Annotated in this window: 13 protein-coding genes; 8 read left to right on the forward strand and 5 right to left on the reverse strand. The window is 48.7% G+C overall.

The window, feature by feature from the left end:
- From trpCF to KU855_RS05065, 4 genes are read right to left on the reverse strand one after another with little or no spacing between them, the layout of a single operon-like run.
- Nucleotides 1-1,389 (reverse strand): bifunctional indole-3-glycerol-phosphate synthase TrpC/phosphoribosylanthranilate isomerase TrpF, encoded by a 1,389-nt coding sequence (trpCF, locus tag KU855_RS05050; protein WP_218529217.1) that lies wholly within the window; start codon nucleotides 1,387-1,389, stop codon nucleotides 1-3.
- Nucleotides 1,386-2,432: an anthranilate phosphoribosyltransferase gene (trpD, locus tag KU855_RS05055; RefSeq protein ID WP_218529218.1), complete on the reverse strand. Its 1,047-nt coding sequence runs from the start codon at nucleotides 2,430-2,432 to the stop codon at nucleotides 1,386-1,388. The genes trpCF and trpD overlap by 4 nt, the downstream gene beginning before the upstream one ends.
- The gene (locus tag KU855_RS05060) at nucleotides 2,425-3,018 is read right to left on the reverse strand and encodes an aminodeoxychorismate/anthranilate synthase component II (RefSeq protein WP_218529219.1); all 594 of its coding nucleotides are present in this window, start codon (nucleotides 3,016-3,018) and stop codon (nucleotides 2,425-2,427) included. The genes trpD and KU855_RS05060 overlap by 8 nt, the downstream gene beginning before the upstream one ends.
- Entirely contained in the window at nucleotides 3,015-4,574 is a 1,560-nt protein-coding gene (locus KU855_RS05065; protein WP_218529220.1) for an anthranilate synthase component 1, read from the reverse strand. Before KU855_RS05065 ends, KU855_RS05060 begins: the two co-directional genes overlap by 4 nt.
- A 366-nt stretch (nucleotides 4,575-4,940) precedes the next feature.
- Here KU855_RS05065 and KU855_RS05070 point away from each other — a divergent pair, with 366 nt between their 5' ends.
- From KU855_RS05070 to KU855_RS05100, 7 genes are all read left to right on the forward strand, one after another.
- Nucleotides 4,941-5,810, forward strand: a complete 870-nt coding sequence (locus KU855_RS05070) for a PHP domain-containing protein (RefSeq protein WP_218529221.1) — start codon at nucleotides 4,941-4,943, stop codon at nucleotides 5,808-5,810.
- Entirely contained in the window at nucleotides 5,807-6,427 is a 621-nt protein-coding gene (locus KU855_RS05075; protein ID WP_218529222.1) for an L-threonylcarbamoyladenylate synthase, read from the forward strand. Before KU855_RS05070 ends, KU855_RS05075 begins: the two co-directional genes overlap by 4 nt.
- A gap of 72 nt (nucleotides 6,428-6,499) precedes the next feature.
- Nucleotides 6,500-7,294: a ScpA family protein gene (locus KU855_RS05080; RefSeq protein WP_218529223.1), complete on the forward strand. Its 795-nt coding sequence runs from the start codon at nucleotides 6,500-6,502 to the stop codon at nucleotides 7,292-7,294.
- 7 nt (nucleotides 7,295-7,301) lie between these two features.
- Nucleotides 7,302-7,910, forward strand: a complete 609-nt coding sequence (gene scpB, locus KU855_RS05085) for an SMC-Scp complex subunit ScpB (protein ID WP_218529224.1) — start codon at nucleotides 7,302-7,304, stop codon at nucleotides 7,908-7,910.
- The gene (gene rluB, locus KU855_RS05090; RefSeq protein ID WP_218529225.1) at nucleotides 7,903-8,775 is read left to right on the forward strand and encodes a 23S rRNA pseudouridine(2605) synthase RluB; all 873 of its coding nucleotides are present in this window, start codon (nucleotides 7,903-7,905) and stop codon (nucleotides 8,773-8,775) included. Before scpB ends, rluB begins: the two co-directional genes overlap by 8 nt.
- Before the next feature lie 113 nt (nucleotides 8,776-8,888).
- Nucleotides 8,889-9,809 (forward strand): exo-alpha-sialidase, encoded by a 921-nt coding sequence (locus KU855_RS05095; protein ID WP_218529226.1) that lies wholly within the window; start codon nucleotides 8,889-8,891, stop codon nucleotides 9,807-9,809.
- 78 nt (nucleotides 9,810-9,887) lie between these two features.
- Nucleotides 9,888-10,457 carry a pseudouridine synthase gene (locus tag KU855_RS05100; protein WP_218529227.1) on the forward strand — a complete coding sequence of 190 codons (570 nt, stop codon included), beginning with the start codon at nucleotides 9,888-9,890 and terminating at the stop codon, nucleotides 10,455-10,457.
- Between the two features lie 48 nt (nucleotides 10,458-10,505).
- Here the strand turns inward: KU855_RS05100 and KU855_RS05105 are convergent, their stop codons facing one another.
- The gene (locus tag KU855_RS05105) at nucleotides 10,506-11,243 is read right to left on the reverse strand and encodes a YciK family oxidoreductase (RefSeq protein WP_218529228.1); all 738 of its coding nucleotides are present in this window, start codon (nucleotides 11,241-11,243) and stop codon (nucleotides 10,506-10,508) included.
- 261 nt (nucleotides 11,244-11,504) lie between these two features.
- Here KU855_RS05105 and KU855_RS05110 point away from each other — a divergent pair, with 261 nt between their 5' ends.
- Nucleotides 11,505-13,985 carry a VolA/Pla-1 family phospholipase gene (locus KU855_RS05110; RefSeq protein ID WP_218529229.1) on the forward strand — a complete coding sequence of 827 codons (2,481 nt, stop codon included), beginning with the start codon at nucleotides 11,505-11,507 and terminating at the stop codon, nucleotides 13,983-13,985.
- Nucleotides 13,986-14,143 lie beyond the last annotated feature (158 nt).

A 14,143-nucleotide genomic window follows, 5' to 3' on the forward strand; every position in this document is an offset into this window, starting at 1 on the left:
TTAATACTGACGCAGCTGGGCAAACGCTGCAAAAATTTTGTTTTTATCTTTAATGCCTGGTTGGCTTTCCAAGCCAGAATTGAAATCTAATCCTTTAAAACCGGCGGCTGCGGCCTGGTGAGCATTCTCGGCATTGAGGCCGCCCGCTAACATGGCCGCAGAGCGCCGGGGTAATGAGCGTTGCCAATCAAAACTCACGCCGGTGCCTCCAAATTGATTAGCCACGCGGCTGTCATAGACAATTCTATCGGCTTGGGAACTGGGGCTGAGCTGCTGTATATCGGTGGCGACACCGATGGCTTGCCAGATTTCACACGCCAGATTGGCCTCAGTTAACGCCTGTTTAAGTGCCGTTATCGCAGCGTCTGTTTCGTCACCGTGTAATTGAATTGCACTCAATCCCAGTTGCTGGGCATGTTGCATCATCTGTGGCAGTGGGGCGTTGACAAACACACCGACCAATTTCAGGGGCTGCACTAATTGTTGATTGACTGCTGCTAGTTGAGCGGCATGCTCCAAAGTCACTGCGCGTGGTGAACTAGGCGCAAAGATAAGACCACCGTACAGACTCCCAGCGTTGGCGGCATGCTCGAGATCTTGAGCTCGAGTGAGACCACATATTTTGTTTTCACCATAAATCAAAGCGCGGCAGGCTTGATCTAGGTTCGCCTCAGCCATTAACGAGCTGCCAACCAAAAACCCCTGAACTAATGGGGCTAAGCGCCTGACATCCTGATGATGATAAATACCGGATTCACTGATAACGACGGCATCGGCAGGAATTAATGGTGCAAGTTGCTCGGTGGTGGCGAGATCGGTACTCAAATCCCGCAGATTACGGTTATTTATCCCGATGATCTTGGCGTTAAGTCCCAGCGCCCGATCTAGCTCCTGACGGTTACTGACCTCAGTTAAGATATCTAATTGATAGTCAGCGGCGACGGCGGCTAATGCTAGGTATTGTTGATCATTCAACACCGACAACATTAATAAGATGGCATCGGCGCCTTGATGAGCCGCAAGCATGACTTGGTAGGGGCTGATAAAAAAGTCTTTGCATAATATTGGCTGAGGTATCAAAGCCTTCACTTGAGGGATATAGGCCATATCGCCTTGAAACCATTGCTCATCGGTGAGCACGGACACCGCACTGGCATGACGACCATACACCCGGGCTATGGCGTCAATATCAAAGTCATCACGGATTAAGCCTTTCGATGGGCTGGCTTTTTTGCATTCGAGGATAAAGCTCGCAGGCCCTTGTCTTAGGGCTTGATATAGGCTGCGCGTCGACGTTTGCGGTTGCAAGGATGCCGCTGGGAATCGCTGTTGCAATTGCGCGATATGCGTGTGCTTAGTCTCGACTATTTGAGTTAAAATATTGCTCATGACTGGCACCCTTGTGTGGTGGTATTGGAATACGCTATTAATTGTTGTAACCGCTCCCAAGCGCTTTGATTGGCAAGGGTTGCTAGCGCCAGCGCGGTGCCAGCCTTAGGGGTCGGTGCGATGCCGGCAACATATAAAGCACAGCCCGCATTAACGGCCACAGCATCGCGATGGGCTGGTTGACCTTGGCCTTGTAAAATCGCAAGGGTGTATTTGGCATTTTGCGCGGGACTGCCGCCGGTTAAGTCGTCGATGGCAGCCTGATTGACCCCTAAGTCTTGCGGGGTTAATTGATACTCTTTCAACTTTTCATCATGAATTTCAACTACCTGGGTGATGCCATGAATCGCGACTTCATCCAAGCCACTGCCGTGGACGACCATGGCACGTTTAACACCTAAGGCTTGTAAGCATTGAGCGATTGGGGTTAATAAACTTGGGCAATAGACCCCGAGCACCATAAAATCAGGGCGGGCAGGGTTTATCAATGGCCCTAAGATATTAAATATGGTGCGCGTTTTGAGTGCTTGGCGCACTGGCACCGCATGTTTAACCCCTGCGTGATACTGCGGCGCAAAGATAAAACAAATGCCTAATTCTGCTAAACAATCTGCGGCAATATCAGGAGCTAACGTCAGATTAACGCCGAGATTGGCTAATAAATCCGAGGACCCCGACTGGCTGGATACGCTGCGATTACCATGTTTGGCAACCATGGCACCGCTGGCTGCGGCGACTAGGGCGGCAGTCGTGGAAATATTGATGGTATTGAAACCATCACCGCCGGTACCAACAATATCAAGGACACCTTGATGTTCTGGGCGCCGAGGAAATAATGTGGCGTGGCCGAGTAACGCATCGGCAGCGCCACTGATCTCAGCCAAGCTTTCCCCTTTGATTTTGAGTGCTATCAAGGTCGCAGCAATTTGGCTTTCATTGAGTTGGCCTTGAATGATGGCACTAAACAATTGCTCACTTTGCTGGCGAGACAGGGGGTGTTGCTGAAACAACAATGCTAAATTTGCTTGAATATCATCAGTCATAAGCGACCTCCTTGCTCACTTGGGCCAATGCTTGGGTAAGTAGCAACCCCCCTTTAGTCGTCAGAATCGATTCGGGATGAAACTGAAATCCCAGAGCGCGATCGTGCGCATGGTACACCGCCATGGGCAGACCCTCCACTTCGGCAATGACGGCCAAACATTCTGGCACCTGAGTCGCCACCAGTGAATGATAGCGGGCAATAGGTAAGGGGTTGGGCAGATTAGCAAATATCCCCTGACCGTTATGTTGCGCCAAACTGGCCTTGCCATGCACCACCTCAGGCGCACGCTCGACTGTACCGCCATAGTGTTCAACCAAGGCTTGATGCCCCAAACAAATGCCGATGATGGGCATTTTGCCGATTTGCCGCTTAATCAATGCTGCCATGCAGCCTGCTTCATGGGGCGCACCTGGGCCGGGTGACAGCACCAATACTTGGGGTTCATCGCTCGCCGCTAGTTGCTGACATAAAAAATCAATATCGACATCATTGCGATAAATATTGACCCGATGCCCGAGGCTACGGAACTGATCGACTAAGTTGTAGGTAAATGAATCAAAATTATCGAGTAAGGTAATTATCATTGGCCACCTCCTTGTAAGACCGCATTGATCACCGCTTGCGCCTTTTGCCGCGTTTCATCGGCCTCAGCTTGGGGATCGGAATCAAACACAACCCCTGCTCCCGCTTGGATATGGGCGACGTCTTGACTGACAAACGCCGAGCGGATCACGATGCAGGTATCCATATCGCCACGACCATTGAGGTAGCCGACGGCCCCGCCATAACTGCCTCGTCGTTGTTGCTCGGTTTCCCGAATTAATTGTGCTGCCCGAATTTTTGGGGCTCCCACTAAGGTGCCCATATTCATGCAGGCTTGATAGGCGTGCAAAGCGTCGAGTTCAGGCTTGAGTTGGCCGGTGACGCGACTGACTAAATGCATGACATGGGAGTAGCGGTCTACTTTTAGCAACTCCGCCACTTTACGGCTGCCAGCTTGGCTGATCCTCGCAATATCATTGCGGGCTAAATCCACCAACATTAGGTGCTCAGATAACTCTTTTTTATCCAAGCGTAATTCCAGTTCAATCCGGCTATCGAGATCGGCATCTATGCTACCGTCGTGGTGTTTTCCGCGAGGGCGAGTTCCCGCGATGGGATAGACCTCAACGGTGCCGGTGTGCGCATGATATTTAAGTGCGCTCTCAGGAGAGGCGCCAAATAAACAAAAATCATCGGCTTGAAAGAAAAACATATAGGGGCTGGGATTGGTGCGGCGTAAGGCACGATAGGCACCAAAAGGATTCGGGCACGCGAGACTAAAGCTGCGAGAGGGCACCACCTGGAAAATATTGCCAGCGACTATATGCTGCTTGAGTTGTTCAACTTGTTGGCAGTATTCGCTATCACTGACATTAACGGTCACAGCGACACCTTGAGCTTGCTCAGCAAAGGCCGGGTGTTCCTCGGCGGCTAAGGCGATGAGTCGTTGTTGACGCTGTTTTAGCTGGGCATCAACTTGGGCCTCCATACTGAAGGTGAACGTTTGCAACTGCGCAGTTTGGGTTTGATGATCGATAACGATTAACTGTTCGGCTAAATAGAAGACATAGTCAGGGCAATGATTCGCGCCGGTGGCAACCTGGCTTAAGCTTTCTGTGGTAGCGATAAGATCGTATGCCAGAACACCGCCAAGAAAAATGTCGTGATGACTTTGGGGGTCAAGACAATGGTTGGCCAGTTCAGAGATAAAAAAGCGCAATCCATCTAAGGGGGATCCGGACAGTAAGCGCGCGTCTTCATCCATCGGCGCCTCGTCTTTCGATAAATGGATCACTAAGGTGTGTTGCTGGCGGTGCTGGGGGAGTTTTGCAAAAAACTGGCTAATCAATTCGAGCAAATACATGCCATTTTGTGATAGAGCCGTAAAACTAATATCGTAGGCTTGGCAGCGGATCTGTAACGCACTGTCACACAGCAGTAAACTTTTTAGGTTTTGTTTGGTGGTGACTTCTGCTGACTCCAGTAACAAATGGTGCTGATTGTCCTGATTGAGCGCTTGGTAGAAACAAAGTGGATCGGCTTGGTAGCGTACTGGTTGCCGCTCACATCGAATAAATTTCCCTGTCAGTGATGTCATATCGCTTTCCCGTAATTTGGTAATAAGTTAATAGCCAATCTGTCCGTGCGGGAAATTTAGCCATAAAAAAACCCGCGATGGGCGGGTTCTTATTGGTAAGGCACTTTAATTACATGTGCGCAGCCAACACCACCCGCGAATGTGAGTAGTGCCACCAATTAATATTAGTTTTAATTGTTGCTGCAAAAGTCATGATTAAGTGACATTCCTGTAATTTAATTCCTTATAGAAAACGCGTTTTGTGATTAAATGTCAATGGAAAAAAATTCAATGTGTTGATTTTGTCACAAGGACCATAACGCTGGGCGCTCGTCGTTAAGCTATTTATTTAAGGTGTTTTTTCCCTATATCCATTACAATATAGCCATGAATGAAAATACTGTAATGACTCAAGTCATCGACCTCCATAGCCATACCACAGCCTCGGACGGCCGCTTAACACCTGAACAATTGGTGCAACGCGCTGCCGATAAAGGTGTGCATATGTTGGCGATTACCGATCATGATTCCGTGGCGGCGATGGCGTCAGCTCATGTGGCAAACCAAGCGTTAGCTGCACCATTAAATTTAATTAATGGCGCGGAAATTTCTACTCGCTGGCATAGCTATGATATCCATGTGGTCGCGTTAAATATTGATATTACGCATCCACAATTATTGGATTTTTTAGATAACCAAACCCGATTACGCGATCAGCGTGCGCAAGAAATTGGTATTCGCTTGGCGAAAGCCGGTATTGAAGGCACCTATGAAGCTGCGCAGCACTATGCCAACGGCGCGGTTATTAGTCGCGGCCATTTTGCTCGGGTGCTGATAGATAAAGGTTATGCTGCTGATAATGCTGGGGTATTTAAAAAATACTTGGCCAAGGGTAAAACCGGTTATGTGCCCAATAATTGGGGAGATATGGCCAGCGCGATTGAGATCATCCATCAAGCTGGCGGCTTAGCGGTGCTGGCTCATCCGAGTGCTTATCAATTGTCGGCGAAATGGTTACGTCGCTTGGTCACTGAATTTAAAGCGGCAGGTGGCGATGCCATGGAAGTAGTATTAGGTCAGCAAAACCTCGATGACCGCGCTAATCTAGTGGCATTAAGCCGTCAACACGAGCTATTAACCTCCGTTGGCAGTGATTTTCATTTTGTCGGTGGCTGGGTCGAACTTGGTCGTAATTTATTTTTACCTGCTGGCCTTAATTGGGTTTGGCAATCGCCGTTATGGAAGGACAGATCATGAGCCAATTTTTTTATGTACACGAACAAAATCCGCAAGCCCGATTGATCAGTCAAACCGTGGCTATTTTGCGCAGCGGTGGTGTGATTGCCTACCCCACAGACTCAGGCTATGCCCTAGGGTGTTTGCTCGGGGAAAAAGACGCCATGACGCGTATCACCCGCATTCGTCAAATTGAGCATGACCATAATTTCTCTTTGATGTGTAGTGACTTATCTGAGTTGGCTAATTATGCCAAGGTCGACAATCAGGCCTATCGTTTAGTCAAACATTGCACTCCAGGGCCATATACCTTTATTTTTAAAGCCACGAAAGAAGTCCCTAAGCGTCTGCAAAACGACAAGAAAAAGACCATAGGCATCCGGGTCCCCGACAATATTATTACCCGTGATTTATTGGCGGCCTTGGGCGAACCTTTGATGTCTACGTCCTTGGTAATGCCGGGACAGGAATTTGCAGAGTCGGATCCTGAGCATATTCGCGACATACTTGAGCATCAAGTGGATGCGATTTTACACGGGGGGTATTTAGGTGAAAAACCCACCACAGTCATCGACATGTCGGAAGGTGAGATTGAGATCTTGCGTGAAGGCGCGGGCGATCTATCTGCATTTCTTTAATCGCCACCTAAATACGGGTATAATGCTGCGTTTTGCTAAATTTATGGCAATCTATCCATTATGGAGCAAGTGATGCCGGCAACGCTGACGGTACAGCAAAGTCTACCTTTAGCGGTGATCCGCGGTGAACCGGTTCAAGAGTGGCCAAAAGATTTATTTATTCCTCCCGAGGCGCTCGAAGTGTTTTTGGAGGCATTTGAAGGGCCACTCGATCTCCTTTTATACTTGATCCGTAAGCATAAATTAGATGTGGTTGATGTTTCTATCGCCCAGATCACAAGCCAATATTTAGAGTATATCAAGTTACTGACCGATACCCGTGTTGAGTTAGCCGCCGATTATTTAGTCATGGCAGCCACCTTAGCCGAGATTAAATCACGGATGTTATTACCCGTGATTGCCGCCGAAGAATCTGAGGAAGAAGATCCTCGGATCAAGTTGATAAAACAACTGAAAGCGTATGAGACTATCAAGCAAGCATCATATGATTTAGATGCCTTGCCACGGCTTGAACGTGACTACTTTCAAGCCCGTGCTGCCCTGACGGCAGCCGAGTTGCCTCTGGCACCACCAGATGTCAGCTTAACTGACTTAATTAAGGCGTTTTCAGCCGTGTATCGGCGTATCCAAGTCACAGAGCATCATCATGTGCAACGTGAACACTTGTCGACCCGAGAGCGGATGAGCCAAATTCTAGCGCGGTTGTCCCGTGAAGATTTTGTTGCTTTTGGTTGTTTATTCCAACCGCAAGAAGGCCGCGCGGGGGTGGTGGTGACGTTTTTGGCCTTGATGGAATTGGTCAAAGAATCCTTGGTGGAGCTCATGCAAGCAGCGCCATTAACTGACATCTATGTCCGAGCATGTTAATCAGCTTATGCCGATAAATGATATTCAATTAAAACAATTGCTAGAAGCGGGACTATTTGCTCAAGGCCGAGCCTTAACGATTAAAGAATTGAGGCAAGGGCTGCTTAAAGATCTCGCGGTATCGCGTGAACGAATTAGCGAGCAACTTGCCGCACTAGAACAAGATTACTTGGAACGGGGCGTGCAATTGGTAAAAGTTGCTGGGGGTTACCGTTTCCAAACCAGAGAAGAGTTGGCGCCATTTCTACAGTTGTTAACTCAAGAGAAAGCGCCAAAATATTCTCGAGCTACCTTGGAAACCTTGGCTGTTATTGCTTACAGTCAACCGGTCACCAGGGGAGAGATAGAACAGATTAGAGGGGTGGCTGTGGCAAGCCAAATCATAAAAACCCTTACTGATCGATTGTGGATCAGGGTGGTCGGCCATAAAGATGTGCCTGGACGACCGGCATTGTATGCCAGTACCCCTGAATTTTTAGCCTATTTTGGCTTGGATTCCCTCGCGGATTTACCTCCGTTAACGGATGCCGAGTCATTGGCGGCGTTGTTTAGCCATCGGTCTGAAACCGCAGCGGACAATGCCACAGCAGTGAGAAGAGTCGAAACTAATGAGTGAAAAATTGCAGAAAGTCTTGGCCCGTGCAGGCCATGGCTCCCGTCGTGAGATGGAGGCATGGATTGCTGCAGGTCGAGTTAGCGTAGACGGCGAAATCGCCAGTTTAGGCGATCGCGTAGAAGCAGATGCGAAAATCCGTATCGATGGCCGCGCGATATCCATGAAATCTGCCGATGATATGATTTGTCGTATCTTGGCTTACCATAAGCCCGAAGGTGAAATTTGCTCTCGCAAAGATCCTGAAGGCCGTCCAACCGTGTTTGATCGTTTACCTAAAATCCGTGATGGACGTTGGGTCGCGGTTGGGCGCTTAGACATTAACACCTCGGGCTTGTTATTGTTCACCTGTGATGGTGAATTGGCCAACCGTTTGATGCACCCATCAAATGAAGTCGAGCGTGAGTACGCGGTACGAACCTTTGGCGAAGTGAGCGAAGCTACCGTGCAACGCTTACGCAATGGCGTCATGTTAGAAGACGGCCCAGCCCAATTTGATCATGTTAAGGCTGCGGGTGGCGAAGGCCTCAACCAGTGGTGGCATGTGGGACTGCGCGAAGGACGTAATCGTGAAGTGCGTCGTTTGTGGGAATCGCAAGAAGTGCAGGTGAGTCGTCTGATCCGTATTCGTTACGGTATGATTGAGCTGCCCAAAACCTTACCCCGCGGCGGTTGGATGGAATTACCATTAGAGCAAGTTAACTACTTGCGTCAAATGGCCGGTATGGACGCTGAAACGCGCAGCATGCTAGGCGCCGATAAACACAGCGTGGCTCGTGCTAAAGTGCGTAGCGCCAAAATTCGTCGTGCCGTTCATAAGCATAAAGTGGTTAGTGGTAAACCTAAGCCATCGCGTCAGCGTAGCTAAGCCTTATCCTACCTATAATATTGGCCGCATTAGCGGCCTTTTTTTTGGCGTTTAAGCTAGAATATATAAATATAAGTGTTTGAAAATTAACTGACATGGCAAAGGGAATGACTATGCAACTAGTAGACGTCAATATGATTTGGGATCAAGCACCACATAGTGCGTTTACGGATCTGTGCTTTTTTGAAGGTCGCTTCTATTGTGTATTTCGCGTGGGTGATGCGCATATTAGTGATAGCGCTGACTTGCAAATTCTGGTGTCAGATGAGGGGCAGCATTGGCAGCCAATGGCGCGAATAACTGAAGCCAATAAAGACTTACGCGATGGTAAGTGGTTTATTTTTAAACAGCAGTTATACCTGACCGCCGCCGCGATTGATCGACGCGAGAGTGCCGTCCCCGCAACCCGCTTACAAACCTTAGGATGGCGCTTAGATGCCAAGGGGTGGCACGGTCCTAATCCACTGGTAGCGGATCATTATTGGCTGTGGAAATGTACTGCCAATCAAGATGATAACTTAGTCGTTGGCGCTGGGTATCGCGGTGGCCCCCAAGGGGAGGCCAGACTTTATACCAGTGACAATGGTCAGACATTTGATTGCGTGTTAGCGCCACTAAATAATCAAGGTTATGTCAATGAGGCCGCGCCGCTGTTTATTGACGATGAGTTATATCTGTTATTGCGCCGCGATCCGGTGGGGGATGACAGAGAAACGGCGCTGCTTGGACGAGCGCAAGCACCTTACGAAGACTGGCATTGGCGCACCTTGAGTTGTCGTATTGGTGGCCCGGCCCTGTTTTATTGGCGCCAACAGTTATATGGGGTGGTCAGGCTGTATGATAATAACGTGCGTACGGCGGTGGTTGCCATCGACACAGAGACTGGCCAAGTCAGCGAACAGTTAACTTTACCATCGGCAGGTGATACCAGCTATGCCGGAGTCGTGCTGCAAGACGATAGATTATTTGTCAGTTACTATTCATCTCATCAAAGCCACACGGCTATTTATTTCGCCGTGGTCGGTTTAGCGTAAGCGGTTATAGAGCAATTGCACACATCTTTGGCTGATTTGAGTTTATACTCACGGCCTGATAAATAGTGTCCAGCGGTCATGACCAGTAGCAGCCATCAACATTTCAAACTGTACAAACCCTATGGGTTTCTCAGCCAATTCGTGCAAGAACCACGTAAAAATAAAAAACGCTTAGGCGAGTTATTTGATTTTCCAGCAGGGATCATGACCATAGGTCGATTAGATCATGATTCAGAAGGCTTACTGCTACTGACAACTCATGGCATGACAAGTCACCACGTTCGCAGCCAGCATTATGAAAAAGAATATTATGTGCAACTTGATGGTGATATTGATGATGGGGCCATTAACGCCTTAATGGCAGGAGTCAGTATCACGGTCAAAGGGGAAACGTATCTCACCCAAGGTTGCCAAGCGCGCAAGCTCACTCAAGTACCGCTGTTACCGCCTCGAGGTCATAAAATTCGGGATGAGCGTCATGGCCCCACTAGTTGGTTGTCGATTACCTTAACGGAAGGAAAGAACCGACAAGTGCGTAAAATGACGGCCGCCGTGGGTTACCCGACCTTACGCTTGGTGCGCGTCCGAATAGGCGCGATTAAGATTGACGATTTAAGCGTCGGTGAAGTTCGCCCGATACGCTTATAGCCAATAATGAGGTGTCAGCGTATTGGTTATACCCTGACACCGATGGCCTTATTGGGCGTTAAAGGCTTGACCGTTATCCTTGAGGCTATCATCGCTCATCAAGTATAAATACGTCGGCATGATCGCCAATGGCGTTGCTAATGTTTGGGGATTTTCAGCCGGATAGGCATTAGCTCGCATGCCGGTACGGGTTGCACCAGGATTAATGCTGTTGACTCTGAGGCTGCTGCCGTCGCACTCATGAGCGATGACTTGCATCATGCCTTCGGTGGCGAACTTTGAAATGGCATAGGCACCCCAATAGGCTCTCCCTTGACGGCCAACCCCACTGGACGTGAACACGATAGATGCATTAGGCGCGCGTTTCAGTACTGGCAATAGGGCTTTGGTCATCATGGCCTGAGCGGTGACGTTAACTTGCATCACATCATTAAATGCGCCCATGTCTATGTGTTCAAACGGGCCAAGTACCCCAAGCAGGCCGGCGTTATGTAATAAACCATCCAGCTTGCCAAACTGCTGCTCTATGGTGTCAGCCATATCGAGATAATTTTGCTCAGTTGCGCCCTTCATGTCTAACGGCACAATAGCAGGTTTAGGTCCACCTGCGGCTTCAATTTCATCGTAAACCGCTTCTAATTTACTGACGGTTTTACCTAACAGAATAACGGTGGCGCCATGTTGTGCATAAGTCACGGCAGCGGCCTTACCTATGCCATCACCGGCACCGGTAACCAATATTATTTTTCCCTGTAAAGCGTCATTCTTAGCGTGATATTCCAACATAAATAAATAGTTCCTCTGGACGCTAAAGCCCATTATCACTGGCCACTAAGGCGGTATCGAACAATTGTTTTAAACAAATGAATGATTAAATCCGTTTTTTGCTATGACTGAATGTGACAAAAATGTAGCTAACTCACTATTTTTACGTTAACTTTGTCAATAGCTCAGGACGTATTTTGTCCTGTTGGTCATGGAGCCCGACTATTGTGACCAATTTCTTGGGGAAAACAAAATTATTACAACAAGATTTGGGGAAGAAAGATGAAAAGACTCTTTTTGGGTGTTGCAATTGCATCTGCACTGGGACTCACAGGATGTGGTGGTGATACATATGATGATTTAAAAGAAACAGCAAAACCACTGATCCCAGTATCTCAAATCGCATTTGATCCCGCCAATGCGAAATTGCCTTTGCCAAATGATTTATTATTCAACGGCACCACCGATGGCACGCTTGCTATCCCTGGAGAAGCTAGTGGCAACTATGTGGATCCGCAAATAGCCTTAGGAGCACTTGATGGTTGGTCAACCACTTCTCCTATCAGTATTACCGTCGTGCCGCCTGCTGGCACCGATACCACTCTTGATGTGGCGTCAGTGCAACAACCGGGCGCGGTTATTATGTATGAAGCCACGGTTGGTGGGCCACTGTCTAGCGATCCGGAATGTACCAGTGCACCGTCGGTCTCGGCGTGTAAAGTGGGGGCTGAGTTACAGTTTGGGGTGGATTTCGTCAGCACGGTATCAGGTAACACCATTGCCATTATTCCGCTTAAACCACTGAAGGCTAAGCAGTCTTACGTTTATGCTGTGACGAGCTTGGTACAAGACTCCAATGGCCAATCGGTCGCCCCGTCAAATACCTATAAATTGCTAAAGCTTGATATAGATACCGATCCATTAGCCACGCCAGAACAGCTGTTCTTACAAGGCTTAGTCAACAGCTATGAGAACGGCATTGCTGGCGCCGGCGGCGTCGATGCTGAGACCATCAGCTATGCAGGCTTATTTACCACTCAGTCAGTGGCTGATGTGTATGAAACCAATAAATTACTGATGGCCAGCCAAGCCCCTTACAAGCCGTCCTTTAAAGTATTACCTACACCTGCAGGTTATACTGTGGCGACTGCGCTTGGTCTAACGACGGATGATGGCTTGGCTTATGTCGTTGCGGATCTTGCCGATGTCTATATGGCGACAATTACCTTGCCAGTGTATGGTGATTGCTCGTCGGTAAACTGCCTCGATGACAATAATCAACCGGCCATTAATGGCCGTTGGCAAGCGTTGGGCGATAGCCCCGTGGCGGTATTGTTAGCTCTTCAATCTCAGACCTTAAGTGCTGAAAACTACGCGACTCAAGCCATCGCTTATGGCATCGACCCACAAGCGGCCTTGGCTAATCCCAGTTTGCTTGCTGGTAAAACTTGGTTGCTCGATAGTGGCGAACCCGCAGATCCCACTAAGCATCTGACTAAATTTAACCCGATTGTTCAAATCAAAGGTTATGAAGATGTGCCTGTGTTAATCACGTTACCGAATGCGGCAAAATTGGCGGCATTCTATAGTCAGCAAGGGATCCCATTTGTCCAACCGGCTACTGGTTGGCCAACCACCATGGCCATGCATGGCTTAGGTGGGGGCAAAGAAATGGCGCTGACTTATGCCGGTACCTATGCTGCCAATGGCGTTGCCACGGTGGCCATCGATATGCCACTGCATGGCGCGCGTTCATTTGATGCCAACGGTGATGTCGCCAACGGCGGTAGCTATGAAGTTTCTGCGACGGATCCTTCCTTCGGTGCCGTGATTGGTCAACCTAATGCTTTTGCTAATGGTAACCCATTGGTGTTTGTGAACATTGCCAGTACGTTAAGCGTGCGTGACAATTTCCGTCAGGCCGTGTCAGATCATTTAGGTGTGCGTTTAGCCTTAACTGGGTTAGCAGGTGCGTTGGCACAAGCCCAGCAGCCACAAATTTTTGATGTTAATGGGATTACCACCCAAGGCTTGAGTTTGGGGGGTATAGTCGGTACGAGTTTTGCCAATTATGCGAGCACAGGATTAGTGGATCCATCCACAGGGACTGTGCTGCCTAACGCCTATGAGCTACAAGGTGCGTCTTTGGTGGCGCCAACCGGTGGTTTAGCGGGCTCATTTGCCGGTTCCGCGACCTTTGGCCCTGTGTTGTTTAATACCATAGTGGCGACAGAGGCTTTTCAAGCCTTGGTAGATGCCGCTAATACTGCCGGTTATGAGCCAGGTAGCGATGAGTACAACGCCTTAGTTCAGCAAGTGTATGCCGGCTTTATTCCAAGCTTTGCCTTTGCTGTTCAAACGGCGGTGGACAGTGCCGATCCTATCAACCAAGCACATAGCTTGGTAAGTACTGAATTGCCGGTGCAATTAATTGAAATCGTGGGTGATGGGGTCAATCTAGCCGACCAAGTATTACCTAATACTGTTGCAGGTTTTCCGTTATCAGGCACTGAGCCTTTAGTGAGCAGTTTGGCACTAAATTGTATTGATTCCACCCAAGAAGGCAGTGGGGTGATACGTTTCTTGAAAGGTCACCACAGCTCAATTGCCATCCCTTATGAAATCGAGGGCGTAACAGATGGCTTTGCTGCGGCAGCTACGGTTGAAATGCAATCGCAAGCGGCGAGTTTTGCTAAGAGTGCGGCGATTGGCGATGCCACCACCTTAGTGAATGATTCCAGTTTAGTGAAAGCTTGTAATTAATCGCTGTTAGTCTATAAAACCGGCCTTTTGGCTAATGCCGATCAGTTAAGACAGATCGCTTGACGATCTCACTGAAAGGATCAAAATCCGATGACCCCTTGTCATCGGATTTTTTTATGCAACTTTCAGAAGCTTTGGCGCGTACTCATATCAATCGT

Source organism: Shewanella sp. NIFS-20-20 (assembly GCF_019209865.1).
GTDB lineage: Bacteria > Pseudomonadota > Gammaproteobacteria > Enterobacterales > Shewanellaceae > Shewanella.